The 17,242-nt window shown below is 64.4% G+C and carries 13 protein-coding genes and 4 pseudogenes; 12 read left to right on the top strand and 5 right to left on the bottom strand.

What is annotated here, in order from left to right:
- Nucleotides 1–6: 6 nt before the first annotated feature.
- The 8 genes from LPC08_RS24760 (at nt 7) to LPC08_RS24725 (ending at nt 8,500) form a co-directional block, all read left to right on the top strand.
- A complete protein-coding gene (locus tag LPC08_RS24760) occupies nt 7–1,989 on the top strand; it encodes an ATP-dependent nuclease (RefSeq protein WP_230453343.1) in 1,983 nt (660 codons plus the stop codon).
- 2 nt (nt 1,990–1,991) lie between these two features.
- Nucleotides 1,992–3,197 carry a UvrD-helicase domain-containing protein gene (locus tag LPC08_RS24755; protein ID WP_230453342.1) on the top strand — a complete coding sequence of 402 codons (1,206 nt, stop codon included), beginning with the start codon at nt 1,992–1,994 and terminating at the stop codon, nt 3,195–3,197.
- 71 nt (nt 3,198–3,268) lie between these two features.
- Nucleotides 3,269–4,087 carry an IS5 family transposase gene (locus LPC08_RS24750; protein ID WP_115353294.1) on the top strand — a complete coding sequence of 273 codons (819 nt, stop codon included), beginning with the start codon at nt 3,269–3,271 and terminating at the stop codon, nt 4,085–4,087.
- A 33-nt stretch (nt 4,088–4,120) separates the two neighbouring features.
- Nucleotides 4,121–4,816 (top strand): 3'-5' exonuclease, encoded by a 696-nt coding sequence (locus tag LPC08_RS24745; RefSeq protein WP_230453341.1) that lies wholly within the window; start codon nt 4,121–4,123, stop codon nt 4,814–4,816.
- Between the two features lie 130 nt (nt 4,817–4,946).
- The gene (locus LPC08_RS24740) at nt 4,947–5,753 is read left to right on the top strand and encodes a DUF4365 domain-containing protein (protein WP_230453340.1); all 807 of its coding nucleotides are present in this window, start codon (nt 4,947–4,949) and stop codon (nt 5,751–5,753) included.
- A gap of 94 nt (nt 5,754–5,847) precedes the next feature.
- Nucleotides 5,848–6,669, top strand: coding sequence for an IS5 family transposase (locus tag LPC08_RS24735; protein WP_230450819.1), 822 nt, complete (start codon nt 5,848–5,850; stop codon nt 6,667–6,669).
- Between the two features lie 17 nt (nt 6,670–6,686).
- Nucleotides 6,687–7,238 carry a hypothetical protein gene (locus tag LPC08_RS24730; RefSeq protein WP_230453339.1) on the top strand — a complete coding sequence of 184 codons (552 nt, stop codon included), beginning with the start codon at nt 6,687–6,689 and terminating at the stop codon, nt 7,236–7,238.
- Nucleotides 7,235–8,500 (top strand): argonaute/piwi family protein, encoded by a 1,266-nt coding sequence (locus tag LPC08_RS24725; RefSeq protein ID WP_230453338.1) that lies wholly within the window; start codon nt 7,235–7,237, stop codon nt 8,498–8,500. Before LPC08_RS24730 ends, LPC08_RS24725 begins: the two co-directional genes overlap by 4 nt.
- Before the next feature lie 2 nt (nt 8,501–8,502).
- Here LPC08_RS24725 and LPC08_RS24720 read toward each other — a convergent pair whose 3' ends face one another.
- The gene (locus LPC08_RS24720) at nt 8,503–9,324 is read right to left on the bottom strand and encodes an IS5 family transposase (protein ID WP_230450819.1); all 822 of its coding nucleotides are present in this window, start codon (nt 9,322–9,324) and stop codon (nt 8,503–8,505) included.
- 106 nt (nt 9,325–9,430) lie between these two features.
- On the opposite strand from LPC08_RS24720, the pseudogene LPC08_RS24715 reads away from it, so the two are divergent.
- Nucleotides 9,431–9,652: pseudogene (locus LPC08_RS24715) on the top strand (hypothetical protein); the annotation flags it as partial.
- Between the two features lie 495 nt (nt 9,653–10,147).
- Here LPC08_RS24715 and LPC08_RS24710 read toward each other — a convergent pair.
- On the bottom strand, nt 10,148–11,131 hold the full coding sequence (locus LPC08_RS24710; protein WP_230453337.1) for a site-specific integrase: 984 nt from the start codon (nt 11,129–11,131) through the stop codon (nt 10,148–10,150).
- Nucleotides 11,132–11,451: 320 nt separating this feature from the next.
- Nucleotides 11,452–12,795, bottom strand: coding sequence for an IS1380 family transposase (locus LPC08_RS24705; protein ID WP_184521074.1), 1,344 nt, complete (start codon nt 12,793–12,795; stop codon nt 11,452–11,454).
- Between the two features lie 225 nt (nt 12,796–13,020).
- Here LPC08_RS24705 and LPC08_RS24700 point away from each other — a divergent pair.
- Nucleotides 13,021–13,961, top strand: a pseudogene (locus tag LPC08_RS24700) (IS3 family transposase); the annotation flags it as partial.
- A gap of 36 nt (nt 13,962–13,997) precedes the next feature.
- Here LPC08_RS24700 and LPC08_RS24695 read toward each other — a convergent pair.
- Nucleotides 13,998–15,226 (bottom strand): annotated as a pseudogene (locus LPC08_RS24695) (IS3 family transposase).
- Between the two features lie 63 nt (nt 15,227–15,289).
- Between LPC08_RS24695 and LPC08_RS24690 the strand changes: the two are divergent.
- Nucleotides 15,290–15,583: pseudogene (locus LPC08_RS24690) on the top strand (integrase core domain-containing protein); the annotation flags it as partial.
- 16 nt (nt 15,584–15,599) lie between these two features.
- Here LPC08_RS24690 and LPC08_RS24685 read toward each other — a convergent pair.
- Nucleotides 15,600–16,277, bottom strand: a complete 678-nt coding sequence (locus LPC08_RS24685; protein WP_230453336.1) for an RES family NAD+ phosphorylase — start codon at nt 16,275–16,277, stop codon at nt 15,600–15,602.
- Between the two features lie 129 nt (nt 16,278–16,406).
- On the opposite strand from LPC08_RS24685, the gene LPC08_RS24680 reads away from it, so the two are divergent.
- On the top strand, nt 16,407–17,228 hold the full coding sequence (locus LPC08_RS24680) for an IS5 family transposase (protein ID WP_230450819.1): 822 nt from the start codon (nt 16,407–16,409) through the stop codon (nt 17,226–17,228).
- Nucleotides 17,229–17,242 lie beyond the last annotated feature (14 nt).

Raw genomic sequence — 17,242 nt, 5'->3', positions numbered from 1 at the left:
AGTCCCTTGCGTCTCGAAAGCGTCACCCTCTCTGGCTTCCGCTGTTTCGGTCCTGATCCCCTAAAGGTTCCGCTGAGTCCGGAGGTCACGGCCGTCGTCGGTCCCAATGCGGCGGGCAAGACCGCGCTCCTCAAGGCACTCTCCAAGTTGTTCGGGGTCAGCCGCGCCGAGCGTAGTGTCCAGCGCTCCGACTTTCACCTCGCCGCGGACGCCGATCCGGACGATCGCACGGCCAAGGATCTGGTCATCGATGTGCTGATCGCACTCCCCGAACTCGCCAATGGCACCGCGACGCCGGAGACCGTCGCACCGTCCTTCCGTCACATGCTCATCACGCGCGAGGACAAGCCGCCCGTGTGCAGGATGCGCCTCGAGGCGCGCTGGGAAGACGACGGCACCGCCGAAGGCGAAGTCTCCCAGGACCTCTATTGGGTCGACACATTGGACGACGTGCCCGCCGAGGCGAAGAAGCATCCGGTACCGCCAGCCGACCGAGGCCTAATCCAGCTCTACTACACCCCGGCCAGTCGCGACGCGGGCGCGCAAGTGCGGGCCACCACCGGCGCGCTCGCAGCCCGGCTGCTGCGCGCCATCGAATGGTCGGACGACGCTCGCGGCAGCGTCGACGAGGCCGCGCAGGCGCTGACCGACGCGTTCGAAGGCGAAGCTGCTATCGAGGCAATCGGCTCGGCGCTGCAGGCACGCTGGTCCTCGCTCCATGACGACGCCGTCGATACCAAGCCGCGACTCAGTCTGGTCAGCCGTCGCTTTGAGGAGGTGGTGAGTAAGATCGCTGTCATCTTCGAGCAAGGCCCAGACGGCCACGAGCGCGGGCTCGACGCGCTGAGCGACGGCCAGCAGTCATTATTTTATTTCGCGCTCGCCGCAGCCGTGTTCGACATGGAGCGCCAAGTCGTGACCGGGAAGGTCGAGGGCTTTCAGCAGGATCAGCTGCGGATACCGGCCCTGTCGATCTTCGCCCTGGAAGAGCCGGAAAACCATCTCTCCCCCTACTTTCTGGCGCGCATCCTGCGCCAGGTCCGCTCATTGACTGCCGACGGCGGCGCCCAGGCGCTGGTCACCAGCCATTCGCCCGCCGTGCTGAGCCGGGTCGATCCCCGGGAGGTCCGCTACTGCCGCTGCGATTCCGCGACGCGTGTGTCCACGGTAAAGAAGATCAAGCTACCGAAAGCCGTCGGCGAAGAGGCCAAGTTCGTCCGCGGTGCGATGCTCGCCTTTCCCGAACTGTATTTCGCGCGCTTCGCCCTGCTCGTCGAAGGCGATTCCGAGCGCGTCGTGCTTCCCCGTCTGGCCGAGGCGCTCAACCTTCTCATCGACCCGGCGTTCGTCGCGATCGTTCCGCTCGGCGGACGGCATGTTCAGCACTTCTGGCGACTACTCGCGCAACTCGACATTCCCTATGCCACCCTCCTCGACCTTGATCTCGGGCGGGCGGGCGCCGGGTTCGGCAGGATCAAGACTGCCATCGAGAATCTCATCGATATCGGCATTCCGAAGGCGGAGCTGCTCAAGCTGGACAAGGGCGTGCTCGCCGACGCCGATTTCGCGAATATGCACACTTGGCAGGATGCCGAGGATCGCGAGATCCTCCGCGGCTGGATCAACTGCCTCAAGAAGTACGGCGTCTTTTTCTCGGAGCCGCTCGATCTCGACCTTGCGATGCTCAAGGCCTTTCCCGAGGCCTATGAGGCAGTCACCCCGGCCGGCGGCGGCCCTCGGATGGAGGTCGATGACGCGGCCAAGGCCGTGCTGGGGACGAAGGGGCCCGGGCTTGCCCTCTACACGGGACCCTACAAGGGCCATCCTCCACTCTTCCCGGTCTATCGCTATCATTTTCTGACCCAGAGCAAGCCCGCGACGCACCTCGCCGCCTTGACCCACATCAAGCGCGCCGCGCTGAAGGCCGATATGCCCAAGGTGCTGGCGGAGGTGCTGGGCCACGTCTCCAAAAGTCTGCGGCGAGACTGAACATGGCCGTCGTCGCGCATCGTATCCGCCCCGATGAATGGACTCCGACGGGAGTTCAAGCGCTCGAGGCGAACGCGCTCCTTGTAGTGAAGTCCGGCGATCATCGCTCTGTGATCGCCGGGCCTGGCGCCGGCAAAACCGAGCTACTCGCGCAACGGGCGGCTTTTCTGCTTCAAACTCGGGCGACGCTGGCTCCCCAACGAGTCCTGGCGATCAGCTACAAGCGTGATGCGGCGACCAATCTCGCGGTGCGGGTGCGCCAACGCTGCCATCGCAGTCACGCCTCGCGATTCGACTCCATGACCTTCGATGCCTTCGCCAAAGGTCTCGTCGACCGCTTCGGCCAGGTCTTGCCCGAGCGGTGGCGGCCCCGCCCCGACTACGAGATCATGTGGACGAATTACGATCTATTCGCGGACTTCCTGCAGCGACAGGTCGGCGCTCCGCCGCCGGAGATCGGCGCGATGGCCAACATTCAGGCCATCACGGTCAAGGCGTTCGAGCGGCATCACTTGGTCGGACGACCGCTTCCGGTGGACGGCTGGCGCAAGCCCACGCCGGCGCAGTGGGCGGCTGACCGCTTCTGGCAATCCTCGCTACACGAGGGAGAAAAGACCCGCCTGTCGTTCCCGATGATCAGCCGCCTCGCCGAGCTGCTCCTGCGGCTCAATCCGATGGCGCGCGACGCGCTGCGGCTCACTTATTCGCACCTGTTCATGGATGAATTTCAGGACACCACGCAAGTCCAGTACGACCTCGTCAAGACGATCTTCATGGGCACGAACACGGTTGTCACCGCCGTCGGTGACAACAAGCAGCAGATCATGCGCTGGGCGATGGCGATGGACGATCCGTTCGCCGCCTTCGACGTGGATTTCGGCGCGACACGCACGCCACTCTACAACAATTACCGCTCGTCGCCGGAGCTCGTTCGCATCCAGCACATTCTTGCCAAGGCGCTCGACCCAACGTCTGTCGAGCCTGTGTCGAAGGCGAAACCTGCCATCGACGGCGCGAGCTGCGCGATCTGGGAGTTCTCGACCCCGCAGGTCGAGGCCGCGCGCTTGGCGGCCTTTATCGCGTCTGAGATGACCTCGCTCGGACTCGGCCCACGCGATTTCGTCCTGCTCATTCGTCAGCGCGCCGACCGATACGCGGCCGTACTTGAACCGGCCTTTCAGGCCGCCGGGTTAGAACCCGTTTCATAACGGCTGAGGCGGGGTGAGCGGCGGGGGTTCTGCGCGTTCGGAGGGTGTCTGTGTGTCCTTCGAGGTGGCCCATGTGGACCCCTGCCGCCCGCGCGCAGCTTGCGCGCGGCTCCCAGCCTTATGCAACGTGCCTGACCGATGCCGAGTGGGCCCTGGTCGAGCCCTTCTTGCCAAGCCCTGCAAAGACCGGACGACCCCGGTCCTGGCCGATGCGGCGGGTGGTCGATGCGATCCTCTACGTGCTTCGTACCGGCTGCGCCTGGGCGCATCTGCCCCGCGACTTCCCGCCGCCCGGGACCGTGCACCGTTGGTTCCTGCGCCTCTCGCGCCGGGGCACCTTCGAGCGACTGGCGCACGCCCTCATCATGGCCGACCGCGAGCGGGTCGGCCGAGAGGCCTCACCGACAGCGGCGGTGTTGGACGCCCAATCCGTCCGCTCGGGCGGTGTCGGCGTGAAAGGTGTCCGCGGCTACGATGCCGGGAAGAAGGTGACGGGCCGCAAGCGCCACGCCCTGGTGGACACGGACGGTAGGCTCCTGCTGGCGGCCGTCTCGCCCGCCTGCCTGCATGACAGCCGCGGCGGTGCGGCCCTCCTGGCCATGTCGCGCCGCCCTTGGCCGTTCCTGGCCCGCTGCTTCGCCGACCGCGCCTACGCCGGTCCGCGTGTCGCCCGAGCCTCCCCCGTCGCCGTTACCATCATCGGCAGCGCACCCGGCCGGAAAGGCTTCGCCGTGCAACCCAGGCGCTGGGTGGTGGAGAGGTCCTTCGCTTGGTTCGGCCGATGCCGACGCCTCGCTCGCGATCACGAGGCCACCGTCGGTTCCGCCGTCGCCTTCTTCACCCTCGCCGCCGCCATGATCCTCGTCCGGCGTCTGGCTCAGCCGTTATGAAACGGGGTCTTAGCGCTTCGCAATGAAGCCAGCATGATCGGCGCCGTCGCGCTGCAGGATCTCCTGCCCGACGAGGCTTCGCGCCTGGTCGTCGGCTTGCTCCGTCTCGCGATGACGCCCCGGGCGGGTCGCTACTGGTCAGAGTGCCAGGAAGCCCTGTGTTCCCTCCGCGGGATCGGGGCTGACGACGAAGCTGCGCAGGTTCGTTTCGCGCGAGATCTCGACGCGTTCGCGATCGACCTCGCCAGACGTCAACCGGCGCCACCCGCCGACCGCGCACAGGCCGTCGAAATCGTGCGGCAAGTGATAACCTTCATCGGCCCCGACCGTCTCATTGCCGCCCACCCCGCATATGCCCAGGGCAACTGGCTCGGCAAGGTCCTCCATGCGGCGATCCTTCACCTGACGGCCTCGGCGGCGGACGCCTCTGATTGGGCCGCAGCGCTCGACGCCTATGAGGGTGTTCACGCCGTCCCGCTGATGACGATCCACAAGAGCAAGGGGCTCGAGTATCACACGGTAATCTTTGTCGGTCTGGACGACGATGCTTGGCGTCGGAGCTTTATTGAAGATCAGATCGAAGCAACGGCGGGCTTTTTCGTCGCCTTCACCCGCGCCAAGCAGCGGGTGCTCTTCACCTATTGCGCCCGTCGCGGACCAAGGATTGCGATCGACAGCTTCTATCAGCTTCTGTTGGGGTGCGGCGTGAAGATGCTGTCCGTGGCGTGAAAGAAGGCGGCCCGCTCCGCAGGGCTGGTGGCTCGGCCTTCTTCCGAACTGATCGTTCCGCCTGTGAACACCTCAAGCAAGCAGGGAGGATTCGCTTTCGGAAGTTGCCACATTGTTTTAAAGTTGCGGCATGTCGAAACGGCTGACGCCAAATCAAATCCTGGGCGAGCTCGGCGAGAACGCCGTTCGGGGTCGATTCCTCGTCATGGGATTTCAGTTCGACGGCCGGTCCAGGTTGGAGGCAGGCATCGACGGTATCGCCGAAGTCATGGACCGGGGCCGACCACTCGCCCGCATGATTGCTGTTCAGGTCAAAGCAACAGAATCGAGCCGCTACGCCTCCGAGACGGAAGAGGGCTTCACCTACCTGCTGCGCAGTGACGACCTCGATTATTGGAAAGGCTCGAATCTGCCGGTGATCATCGTGCTCTACCGGCGCTCGGACGAGTCTTTCTATTGGAAACCAGTCGGCCCGGTCGAGAGCGACGAGCGCCGTCTCCAGTTTGACAAGTCAGCCGACATACTCGATCGAAACGCGATTGATCGGCTCGCCGCCTTGACCGTGCCGAAGGCGGGCTTTGGCTACTACGTCCCTCCGCTCGGCGGCGGCGAGGAAGCGTTGGTCAACATCCTGCCCATCGCTCTGCCCAGTGAGATGTTCGTTGCTTCGACGCCATACAACGGCCGCAAGGCGACCACCGTCCTACTCGACGCCGCCGAGCAAGCGCGTTTCGACTGGGTGATCCACGGCAGCGGGTTCTGGTCCTTCCACGACCCGCGCGGCTCATCCTGCCGGAAAATTGTCGATCTCGATCAGGTCGAGGCGATCGACACCGAACAGCTTGCTTTTCACGATGATGTTGACGAGCAGAATAACTTTGTTCATCTGCTGCGCAACGCGCTTAAGCATCAAGTCCGCCAAAACCTTAGAGCCTGATCCGAAATTAAGTTGAGTGGTATCAGCGGGTTAGCTTGACGCCAGCCCAGGTCATTGATTCAGGGGTTTTTGCGAAAACTTCCGGAGATCAACGATGTGGACCGATACCACTCGGGCGCAGTATGCCCGTGCGGAACTGGCTTTGCCAAGCGATTTGACCGATGCCGAATGGGCACTGCTGGAGCCGTTCTTTCCGCCAGCATCGCATGTGGGCCGCCCGCGCAAGTGGCCACTCAGGCGGATTGTCGAGGCGATCCTGTATCTGCTGCGTGGCGGCCTGCCGTGGCGGATGCTGCCGCCCTGCTTTCCGCCGGTCTCGACGGTGCGGCGCTGGTTCTACCTGTGGCGGGACAATAGGCTGTGGTTGTCATTGAACCATGCTCTGTTGCTGATCGCCCGTGAGGGGACGGGTCGCGAAGCCTCGCCCAGCGCCGGGGTAATCGACAGCCAAAGCGTCAAAACCACGGAAAGCGGCGGACCTCGGGGCTATGATGCGGGCAAGAAGACCAAGGGCCGCAAGCGCCACATCCTGACCGACACCGACGGCAATCTCGTCCATGCGGTAGTCCACACCGCCGACATCCAGGACCGTGACGGTGCGCCGCTGGTGCTGGCCGAGATCATCAAGCGCTTCCCGTGGCTGCGCCATGTCTTCGCCGATGGTGGATATGCTGGCGACAAGCTCAGGGACGCCCTCCGGCGGATCGGCAAATGGACCGTCGAGATCGTCAAACGGTCAGATGCCGCAAGAGGGTTTGTCGTCCTCCCGCGCCGTTGGGTTGTCGAACGCACACTGGCTTGGCTCAATCGGAACCGCCGCCTCGCCAAGGACTTCGAGCAGACCATCGCATCGGCTACCGCATGGCTCTTCATCGCCTCGATCCAGCTCTTCGCACGCCGCATCGCAAGGCCATGAAATCACGCCGGATAATTATGAATCAGACTCTTAGCTGGAGCAAGGACCGGAAGCTGCTCTACTTCCGTGCGCTGGACGTCAACATGGCACGGAACTTTGCCTATGACGCGTCGAAGAAGAAGACAGACGCCGACGTCGTCAACGTTGCGATGAGCAAAAAGGAGGAGGGACGTGTTGACTTCGTTCGGCACCACGCGTTCGTGCCGCGGTTCGAGCGGCTCGGACGCCAGTGGTTCCTGATTGTAAATCCGACCTATTATTTTACGACCAACGGATTCATCCCCCATTCATACCCGGCGGCGCTGCTGGCGGGCAAGAAGCGCATGGATAACAGCGCATCCCTGCGCGGCCAAGTCGTGATGTGGCATCGCTTCCTCACCGCGGCGGACCGGGCGGTCGAGCGCGCCGCCGGAGGGCTTTTCGATGAGCCGGAGACGGAGGTCGAGCCGCGACTGCGCTTCGGCGAGCCGCCAGCGGTCCAACTGCGCACACGCGTTCCCGAAGACGTCTGGGGTTCGCCGAAGAAGAAGGCTGATACGACTGACGGACAGGAGAGCCTGTTCGCATGACGGTGTTCGAGACGCACATCTTCGACGAACCCGAACTCGAGTTCGGTGACCGTCACCACCACCCCGATCCGCGCCTCGGCCTGTTCGAGGCCGGTCCGCTCCAGCCCTTCGTCGGCGACGTCATCAAGATTGGTGTCGTGGGGAGTGCCAAGACTGTCGAGGACACGCGCAAGTTCATCGAGCTCGTGGCGAACGGCGTTGAAGGCATGTCCGAGAAGTACCCAAATCTGCATCCGGCCTTTCCCGGGCTCGGCAATCTGAGCCCTTACCGCTGCCGCTTTGAAGTCGAAGAAGGCGCATCTGTCGCTCTCTCACAGACCAAGCTTGATAGGATCGTGAAAGAACCGGATCATCAAAGGGCAGTCGAGCTTGCGGTCGACGAAATTCTCGCCGAGCTTCGCGGACTTGATGACAGCGGCAACCGGCCGCACGTGGCGATCGTCGCGCTCCCCGTCCGCCTGATCGAGCGGGTCTGGAGCGCGAAGGTCGATGCGCGCAGCACCACGGAAAAGGAAGACAGCAGCGGATCGGACGCGCCCAACTTCCGCGGGATGCTTAAAGCAAAGGCGATGGGCCTCAGCTTCCCGATCCAGATCGTGTGGGAAGACGTCGTTGACGACAAAGCCTCGATCCCGCGCAAGGTCAAGGAGAGCAGCGCGCGGCAAATCCAGGATGTTGCAGGGCGTAGCTGGAACCTCCTGACGACGCTTTATTATAAGGGCAGCGGCCGAATACCCTGGCGACGAATGCCCAAGGAAGGCGAATATACTGCCTGCTATGTCGGTGTCAGCTTCTACCGTGAAGCCGGAGGGCAGCAGCTCTTCACCAGCGCGGCGCAGATGTTCGACGAGCGCGGGCGCGGCTTTGTGCTGAAGGGAAAGCGCGCGCATACCGAGAGTCGCGGTCGTCATCCCTATATGACGAACGTCGACGCGCGCGAGCTGATCAACAACGTCCTGTCCGCCTACAAGACCCATCACAAGACGCTCCCGGCCCGCGTGATCGTGCTGAAGACTTCCCGCTTTAAGGATGAAGAAGCCGAGGGTATCCTCGAAGCACTCGACGCGGCTGGAGCTGAGCTCCGGGACCTCGTCTGGGTTCAGGAATCATACTCCATCAAGTTGCTGCGTGATGGAAACTACCCTGTTCTCCGCGGCACCTTCGTGGACCTCGGTGGCAAGGGACTGCTCTATACAAATGGCAGCGTGCCCTATTACGGGACCTATCCTGGTCAGAGTCTGATTCATAATTATCCGGCGTGATTTCATGGCCTTGCGATGCGGCGTGCGAAGAGCTGGATCGAGGCGATGAAGAGCCATGCGGTAGCCGATGCGATGGTCTGCTCGAAGTCCTTGGCGAGGCGGCGGTTCCGATTGAGCCAAGCCAGTGTGCGTTCGACAACCCAACGGCGCGGGAGGACGACAAACCCTCTTGCGGCATCTGACCGTTTGACGATCTCGACGGTCCATTTGCCGATCCGCCGGAGGGCGTCCCTGAGCTTGTCGCCAGCATATCCACCATCGGCGAAGACATGGCGCAGCCACGGGAAGCGCTTGATGATCTCGGCCAGCACCAGCGGCGCACCGTCACGGTCCTGGATGTCGGCGGTGTGGACTACCGCATGGACGAGATTGCCGTCGGTGTCGGTCAGGATGTGGCGCTTGCGGCCCTTGGTCTTCTTGCCCGCATCATAGCCCCGAGGTCCGCCGCTTTCCGTGGTTTTGACGCTTTGGCTGTCGATTACCCCGGCGCTGGGCGAGGCTTCGCGACCCGTCCCCTCACGGGCGATCAGCAACAGAGCATGGTTCAATGACAACCACAGCCTATTGTCCCGCCACAGGTAGAACCAGCGCCGCACCGTCGAGACCGGCGGAAAGCAGGGCGGCAGCATCCGCCACGGCAGGCCGCCACGCAGCAGATACAGGATCGCCTCGACAATCCGCCTGAGTGGCCACTTGCGCGGGCGGCCCACATGCGATGCTGGCGGAAAGAACGGCTCCAGCAGTGCCCATTCGGCATCGGTCAAATCGCTTGGCAAAGCCAGTTCCGCACGGGCATACTGCGCCCGAGTGGTATCGGTCCACATCGTTGATCTCCGGAAGTTTTCGCAAAAACCCCTGAATCAATGACCTGGGCTGGCGTCAAGCTAACCCGCTGATACCACTCAACTTAATTTCGGATCAGGCTCTCAGTATGACCCACGACCTCTCTTGCTCTGCCCGCATTCGAGTTGCGACAGCACGGTCGCGCAGTTGGCGGAAGAGGTATTCTCGTTGACGAAGATCAACTGGAATTCGACCCAAATGAATCAGCGTTTGCCGATCCCGATTCGTGCGGCTCGAACAGTCGGCGAGATACTAAAGTACATGAAAGACGGACAGGTCGAGAGTTCTGATTATCGGAAGTACATCTGATTTATGCGACATCGATTGGAGACAGCACCGCGTAATGCGCGCCTTCCTCCATTCGCGACGTAGTCCTTTCTAACTGGTTTACCGTACTCCTCAACGCCGGAAACGGCCGCTGCGCGGCTGTCGCGCAAAAAGGCGTTGTCGCGGCGTTTAAATCCTGGGTTCCGCGACGGAAACTCGTGACCCACGCAGTCCACCTGTCCGCAACACCGTCTAGTTTACTCCAAACCGGACAGTCCGGTTCCGGCAAGACTCCTCCCGCCGTGCTTTAGAGATATTGGCCTCTGAATGTCCGCTCTGGGAGGTGCACCGGTCATTGCCGCGCAGCCAGCCGACTTCTGCAATCCACCCGTATCGGTCATAGGGGGCGGACGAATGTCCGCTCTGAGGCCGGTGAGCAATCACGCTGCCTCTCCCAGAGGTACGCGAAGCCGCTGCTGGAGCTTCGGCCTTGGCTCTCGAGTTAGGCAATCGCGCGCTCTTCATCCGTTCCTCTTCTTACAATCCTACTTTCCCCGCCGGGCTCGCGTGACTGAGCTTGGACCGACGCACATAGCTCCGCATTGTGGTCAGGCTTCGATGGCGGCTATGGCCCATGATCTCCTCGTCAGGAACCCCACTGCGATAGGCTGAGGTAATGAACCCGGCCCGTAGCCCGTGCGGCGACACAGGCTCCAGCAGAGTTGCCCGGATACCGGCCTGGCGAGCCCGCTTCAGCAGGATCAGCCGCACGGCCTCACCGGTGAGTGCGCCAGAGCGTAGAGTGCCGTGGCGCGTGACAGCTCGGAAGACCGGACCAGCTTCGATCCCGCCAGCCTCGAGCCACGCCCTCAATGCCCGCACGGGGCAGGTCGCGGCGCTCCGGCCAATGGGAATACCAAGGCGGCTGCCTTCGCCTTCCTTATCGGTCTTGGATCGGGGGATCATTAGTTCCACGGCCCGGGGCTTCCAGGTCAGGTGCCCGACCTCAATCCCGCAAATCTCCGAACGCCGCAGGGCACCAGCGAAGCCGATCAGCAACATCGCCCGATCCCGCAAGCCCGCGATGTCGTCCTCGCAGACCGCAACGAGCTTCTGGATCTCCTCGAGGGCAAGCGCCTGAGCACGCTTCGGCGGATCGCCATGCGTGCGGCCAATGCCGCGGAGCACATCCCGGATCGCCGCGTGGCGGGTATCCAGGGAGTGTCCGGCCAGCCGGTGGGCACGCGCGATACCGGCAATTTTCCGCCGCAGGGTCGCCCTGGCATAGCCTTCACCGAGTTCGGCCAAGTATTCGCCAACCAGCTCGGGCCGGGCCGGCATGGAGCCGACGTCACGCGCCTGACACCATTGTGCAAAATGGGTCCAGTCCGCTGTGTAGGCACGAACCGTTGACTGCGCATCGGCCGCGACGAGGTACTGGTCAGCCAGGCGTTTGGCGCGACTGCGAGCCGCGCCGGAACGAGGCGAGCTGCCCTCTTTGCTGCCTTTAGAGTTGCTCATAGGGCGAGGCTAGGGGCTGGGCCTGCCGGTCGTCAACTTGCGATAATCGTCCTTCTCGCAAGTTATTATCTAGACAGGCTTCCGTGAGCTCACACACACAAGATCCTGGATTCCGCGTTGGAAGGGCTCACCTGTGAGCCCCCTCCAGGTCGTCCATGACTAGCCCGTCCTATTCACCGGGTTGGAGCGTAGGGCGTCCTGGCAGGCTGACTTGAGCGTTCGGCACGCGGCTGCATCCGCTTGCGGCGGGGTGGTTGGGCCTGACGGGCGGCGTTGGAAGTTGCTGGGCGAGAGGATTGGTGGGGCACTAGCCCCGTTGCTTATGGTCCGGCCGGATGGAAGCTGCGGGCGAGGCCGCGGAACAGCACGGCATGCGGGCAGGCGGCGGCGAAGGCGAGGCGGACCCGGCTGGCGGTTTCGATGACCCGGCCCGCCACTTTGAGCAGGCGTAGCCTGAGGGTGGCGAACTCGGCAGCCGCCAACTCATGCGTCGTGGGAATGCGGTCGCGCAGGGTCAGCAGCAGCCAGTAGGCGGCGGTGTGCAGGACCAGACGGACCTGATTGGCCAGCGGTGAGCGGCAAGACGTGCGATCGGAGGCGAGTTGGGCCTTGTGCAGCTTCACCAGATTTTCCGCCTGTCCCCGCGCGCAGTATAGGGCGTCATAGACCCACTCGGCGCTGCCGCGGGTGAAGCTGGTGACCACGAAGCGAATATCGAGGCCCTGGGTGCTGGCCTCGATGCGGGCAACCACCCGACGCTGCTTGCCCCAGGATTTGGCGCCATAGTGGGTCTCGGCATAGCGGCGCAGCACCGGGGCATTCTCCTCGGCACGGCGGACCCGCACGTCGTCGGCCGCGTCCTCGACGGCGGCCCGCAGCACGGCATTGGTTGGCAGGCCAAAGACGTAGTCGATGCCCTCCGCCTCGCAGAAGGCCATCACCTCCGGGCGGCCGTAGTGCCCATCGCCGCGCAGGGTGATGTGGGTGCTCGGCCAGTGGCGCCGGATTTGCCGGACTAGACGGCGGAGATGGCCCCGGATCTCCGCGCCGGAGGGGGTCTTGCCCGGCCGCAGCAGCACCATAACCGGGCGGGAGGTCGCGGTGTCGTAGACATGGATGGGCAGAAAGCAGCGTTCGTCGTAGTGGGCGTTGAACAGCGACAACTGTTGGCGCCCGTGGACCACGTCCACCGTGTCGTCGATGTCCAACGTCACCGCCGCGGGCGGCTTCGGGTAGCTGGCGCAGTAGAGGTCCACCATGGCCCGCATCAGGCGCACCACCTCGCGCAGGGAGGGCGCATTCTCCCAGCGCGACATGGTCGGCTGCGAGCACAGGTCCCGCCCGCTGTCGGGCAGGCGACCGCAGGCCAGCTTGAAGCCGGGATCCCGGCGCAGGTGGTCGAGGTCGTCGGCATCCTCATAGCCGCAGGCGATCGCCAGGATCCGCGCTCGCAGGATGTCGGCCAATGGGTGGACCACCCGCGCCGGGTCGCGCGGGTCGAAGATCAGCGCCGCCAGCCGATCGCAAATGCCAAGCTGTCGCTCGGCCGCGGCCAGCAGCATTACCCCGCCATCCGAGGTCAGCCGCCCGCCGTCGAAGGCGGCGACCACCTTCTTGCGGCCGATCGCTGGAAAGCCGAAGGGCTCGGTCGTATCGTCATCCATGGCGGGTGTGGCGCGGCCTGATGCTGCTGCGGATTGGTCTCGACACCCAAGTCCGTAAACGCAATCAGCAGCTTACGCCACGCCCGCCAGCCGCACCGTAGGCCCGTGATGAATAAGAGCGGCTAGAAGACCTACGACTTCAGAGGCCGCTCAGCTTCTTCTCCTGCGCTCCACGGTTGATTGAGACACCCCGCAAGCGGACGGTATCCGCAGACGGGGTGCATGATGACGACAGAGACGACGGATGCCGCTGGCCCGGGTCGGGGTGGCCGGATGTCGCGGCAGCGCAAGCGGGATGCGGTACTTCGGTTGCTCCGGGGCGAGGACCTGGAGACGGTCTCGCGATCGCTAGGCGTGACGGCGGCGACCCTGAGCGGCTGGCGCGACGCCTTCCTGGCGGCCGGCGAGGCAAGCCTGGCCACGCGACCTGGTGATGGCGAGGCGCTGGAGAGCGAGCGTCTCAAGGTCAGACTGGGCGAGATGCTGCTCGAGCGCGAGTTGCTGGAGGCCAAGGTCGCAGCCCTGGAGGGAGGCCGCCCTTTGGCCCGGCGGAGGTCACGGCCATGAGCCTGACCACCTCGGCCAGCAGCGGCAGGCCCTATGGCCTGGCCCGGGTGTGCCGGGTCTGGCGGACCGCCCGGGCCACGATCTACCGCCATCGCTTGCCGCCCCGGACGGAACCGCCCAGGCGACGTGGCCCGGTCGGGTCCATGCCGGATCCCGAGTTGGTCGAGGCGATCCGGGCTGTCGTCGCGGCCTCCCCCTTCCATGGCGAGGGTCACCGCAAGATTTGGGCGAGGCTGCGCCTGCAGGGCGTCAGGACTTCCAAGGCCCGGGTGCTGCGGCTGATGCGCGAGCACGACCTGCTTGCACCTTCCCGGGTCGGCAGCCCTCGAGGCCCGCGCAACCACGACGGCACCATCATCCCTGACGCGGTGGACGCCATGTGGGGCACGGACATGACCACCACCTGGACGGCTGAGGGTCAGGCGGCGGTGTTCGTCGCCGTCGATCACCACAGCGCCGGGTGCGTCGGCCTGCATGCTGCCCGGCGTGGCACCCGCTTCGAGGCCCTCGAACCCCTCAGGCAGGGCGTGCGCCATCACTTCGGCGGCTTCGCCAAGGGCATCGCGGCGGGCCTCGCACTCCGTCATGACCACGGCAGTGTACCGCCCGCGGTTGTTGAGACACCTTGGTGAAGCCTATGCGGCGAGAGCCGCGGGTGAAAGCTGATCCTGCCGGACGGCGTCCGGTGTTCTGAAGCCGTGGCGCTCGATCAGCCAGGTTGAGTTGTAGGTCTGGCGGAACTCGAGCAGCGCGTGGCGAAGTTGCTCGATGGTGTCGAAGGTCCGGACCCAGAGGAGGTTTTCTTTCAGGGTGCGGATGAAGCGTTCGGCGCAGCCATTCCCCTCGGGTGCCCGCACGAAGGCAGGTGAGCTCTCGATGCCGAGGAACGTCAGCTCGCCCTGGAAGGCGTCCGACATATACTGGCTGCCGTGGTCATGACGGAGTGCGAGGCCCGCCGCGATGCCCTTGGCGAAGCCGCCGAAGTGATGGCGCACGCCCTGCCTGAGGGGTTCGAGGGCCTCGAAGCGGGTGCCACGCCGGGCAGCATGCAGGCCGACGCACCCGGCGCTGTGGTGATCGACGGCGACGAACACCGCCGCCTGACCCTCAGCCGTCCAGGTGGTGGTCATGTCCGTGCCCCACATGGCGTCCACCGCGTCAGGGATGATGGTGCCGTCGTGGTTGCGCGGGCCTCGAGGGCTGCCGACCCGGGAAGGTGCAAGCAGGTCGTGCTCGCGCATCAGCCGCAGCACCCGGGCCTTGGAAGTCCTGACGCCCTGCAGGCGCAGCCTCGCCCAAATCTTGCGGTGACCCTCGCCATGGAAGGGGGAGGCCGCGACGACAGCCCGGATCGCCTCGACCAACTCGGGATCCGGCATGGACCCGACCGGGCCACGTCGCCTGGGCGGTTCCGTCCGGGGCGGCAAGCGATGGCGGTAGATCGTGGCCCGGGCGGTCCGCCAGACCCGGCACACCCGGGCCAGGCCATAGGGCCTGCCGCTGCTGGCCGAGGTGGTCAGGCTCATGGCCGTGACCTCCGCCGGGCCAAAGGGCGGCCTCCCTCCAGGGCTGCGACCTTGGCCTCCAGCAACTCGCGCTCGAGCAGCATCTCGCCCAGTCTGACCTTGAGACGCTCGCTCTCCAGCGCCTCGCCATCACCAGGTCGCGTGGCCAGGCTTGCCTCGCCGGCCGCCAGGAAGGCGTCGCGCCAGCCGCTCAGGGTCGCCGCCGTCACGCCTAGCGATCGCGAGACCGTCTCCAGGTCCTCGCCCCGGAGCAACCGAAGTACCGCATCCCGCTTGCGCTGCCGCGACATCCGGCCACCCCGACCCGGGCCAGCGGCATCCGTCGTCTCTGTCGTCATCATGCACCCCGTCTGCGGATACCGTCCGCTTGCGGGGTGTCTCAATCAACCGTGGAGCGCAGGAGCAGCCAGTATATGTCGGACGCCTTCCAGGGCGAGCTGACGTTCCTCGGCATCGAGAGCTCACCTGCCTTCGTGCGGGCACCCGAGGGGAATGGCTGCGCCGAACGCTTCATCCGCACCCTGAAAGAAAACCTCCTCTGGGTCCGGACCTTCGACACCATCGAGCAACTTCGCCACGCGCTGCTCGAGTTCCGCCAGACCTACAACTCAACCTGGCTGATCGAGCGCCACGGCTTCAGAACACCGGACGCCGTCCGGCAGGATCAGCTTTCACCCGCGGCTCTCGCCGCATAGGCTTCACCAAGGTGTCTCAACAACCGCGGGCGGTACACTTCAAGCTAATCTGCGACGACCTTGCCTGCACTGTGAGCAGCCAGTGATCGGTCTGGGTCACCTGGAGGATGTTGCGCGGACGGTGGGCCACAATGTTGGTGCCTCCGGCATGCCTGACGCTATCATAGATGATGCCAGCCCCTCCCGAGGCGCGAGTGCTCTCTCCCAAAGATTGGGATGCCACATAGCTGCCGTCGGCATAGATGTCCGGCCGCGCCGCCTGTTGCCCCCGAAGGTCCAGATAGTTCCCAGCGAGTTCGGCTGTATAGGTTCGGAAGGCCCGTTCCAACATAGAGGCGCCGGTAGCAATCGCTTCCCGTCGGAGATGGTGCGCCACCTCAATGGCGGCCGTCCGTAAGGCAGCCGCGGCATACCAGGCGCCCAGATCCGGGCCATTGAAACGCGAGCCGGTGGGCGGAACGTGCAGAAAGGTCGCCATGACAACACTGGAATTTGGCCGGCCGTAGACCCATTCGTCCTCGGGCAGCCGGCGTAGCCTCTCTTCAACGAGGCGGTCGTTGGTCCACCCGGCGAGTTCCATGACGGCTTCGGCGTCTGCCGCCGTTGCCACGGTATCGAAAAGCCCAATGGGCGGGAACTTTGAGGGAATCAGGCGAAAGGTCGGTGCTGGAGCCCCCGAGTACATATCGCTCAAGAGATAACCAGATCCTCGTCGGTGTAAGAGCCTGATCCGAAATTAAGTTGAGTGGTATCAGCGGGTTAGCTTGACGCCAGCCCAGGTCATTGATTCAGGGGTTTTTGCGAAAACTTCCGGAGATCAACGATGTGGACCGATACCACTCGGGCGCAGTATGCCCGTGCGGAACTGGCTTTGCCAAGCGATTTGACCGATGCCGAATGGGCACTGCTGGAGCCGTTCTTTCCGCCAGCATCGCATGTGGGCCGCCCGCGCAAGTGGCCACTCAGGCGGATTGTCGAGGCGATCCTGTATCTGCTGCGTGGCGGCCTGCCGTGGCGGATGCTGCCGCCCTGCTTTCCGCCGGTCTCGACGGTGCGGCGCTGGTTCTACCTGTGGCGGGACAATAGGCTGTGGTTGTCATTGAACCATGCTCTGTTGCTGATCGCCCGTGAGGGGACGGGTCGCGAAGCCTCGCCCAGCGCCGGGGTAATCGACAGCCAAAGCGTCAAAACCACGGAAAGCGGCGGACCTCGGGGCTATGATGCGGGCAAGAAGACCAAGGGCCGCAAGCGCCACATCCTGACCGACACCGACGGCAATCTCGTCCATGCGGTAGTCCACACCGCCGACATCCAGGACCGTGACGGTGCGCCGCTGGTGCTGGCCGAGATCATCAAGCGCTTCCCGTGGCTGCGCCATGTCTTCGCCGATGGTGGATATGCTGGCGACAAGCTCAGGGACGCCCTCCGGCGGATCGGCAAATGGACCGTCGAGATCGTCAAACGGTCAGATGCCGCAAGAGGGTTTGTCGTCCTCCCGCGCCGTTGGGTTGTCGAACGCACACTGGCTTGGCTCAATCGGAACCGCCGCCTCGCCAAGGACTTCGAGCAGACCATCGCATCGGCTACCGCATGGCTCTTCATCGCCTCGATCCAGCTCTTCGCACGCCGCATCGCAAGGCCATGAAATCACGCCGGATA

Source organism: Roseomonas sp. OT10 (assembly GCF_020991085.1).
GTDB lineage: Bacteria > Pseudomonadota > Alphaproteobacteria > Acetobacterales > Acetobacteraceae > Roseomonas > Roseomonas cutis.
Note: the sequence above shows the minus strand (reverse complement) of the source record. Positions and strands in the feature narration are given on the sequence as shown.

Excerpts from the sequence above, each read along its gene's own strand:
- LPC08_RS24755 (WP_230453342.1), top strand. The coding sequence starts at position 1,992 with ATGGCCGTCGTCGCGCATCGTATCCGCCCCGATGAATGGACTCCGACG.
- LPC08_RS24750 (WP_115353294.1), top strand. The coding sequence starts at position 3,269 with ATGTGGACCCCTGCCGCCCGCGCGCAGCTTGCGCGCGGCTCCCAGCCT.
- LPC08_RS24745 (WP_230453341.1), top strand. The coding sequence starts at position 4,121 with ATGATCGGCGCCGTCGCGCTGCAGGATCTCCTGCCCGACGAGGCTTCG.
- LPC08_RS24740 (WP_230453340.1), top strand. The coding sequence starts at position 4,947 with ATGTCGAAACGGCTGACGCCAAATCAAATCCTGGGCGAGCTCGGCGAG.
- LPC08_RS24735 (WP_230450819.1), top strand. The coding sequence starts at position 5,848 with ATGTGGACCGATACCACTCGGGCGCAGTATGCCCGTGCGGAACTGGCT.
- LPC08_RS24730 (WP_230453339.1), top strand. The coding sequence starts at position 6,687 with ATGAATCAGACTCTTAGCTGGAGCAAGGACCGGAAGCTGCTCTACTTC.
- LPC08_RS24725 (WP_230453338.1), top strand. The coding sequence starts at position 7,235 with ATGACGGTGTTCGAGACGCACATCTTCGACGAACCCGAACTCGAGTTC.
- LPC08_RS24720 (WP_230450819.1), bottom strand. The coding sequence starts at position 9,324 with ATGTGGACCGATACCACTCGGGCGCAGTATGCCCGTGCGGAACTGGCT.
- LPC08_RS24710 (WP_230453337.1), bottom strand. The coding sequence starts at position 11,131 with ATGAGCAACTCTAAAGGCAGCAAAGAGGGCAGCTCGCCTCGTTCCGGC.
- LPC08_RS24705 (WP_184521074.1), bottom strand. The coding sequence starts at position 12,795 with ATGGATGACGATACGACCGAGCCCTTCGGCTTTCCAGCGATCGGCCGC.
- LPC08_RS24680 (WP_230450819.1), top strand. The coding sequence starts at position 16,407 with ATGTGGACCGATACCACTCGGGCGCAGTATGCCCGTGCGGAACTGGCT.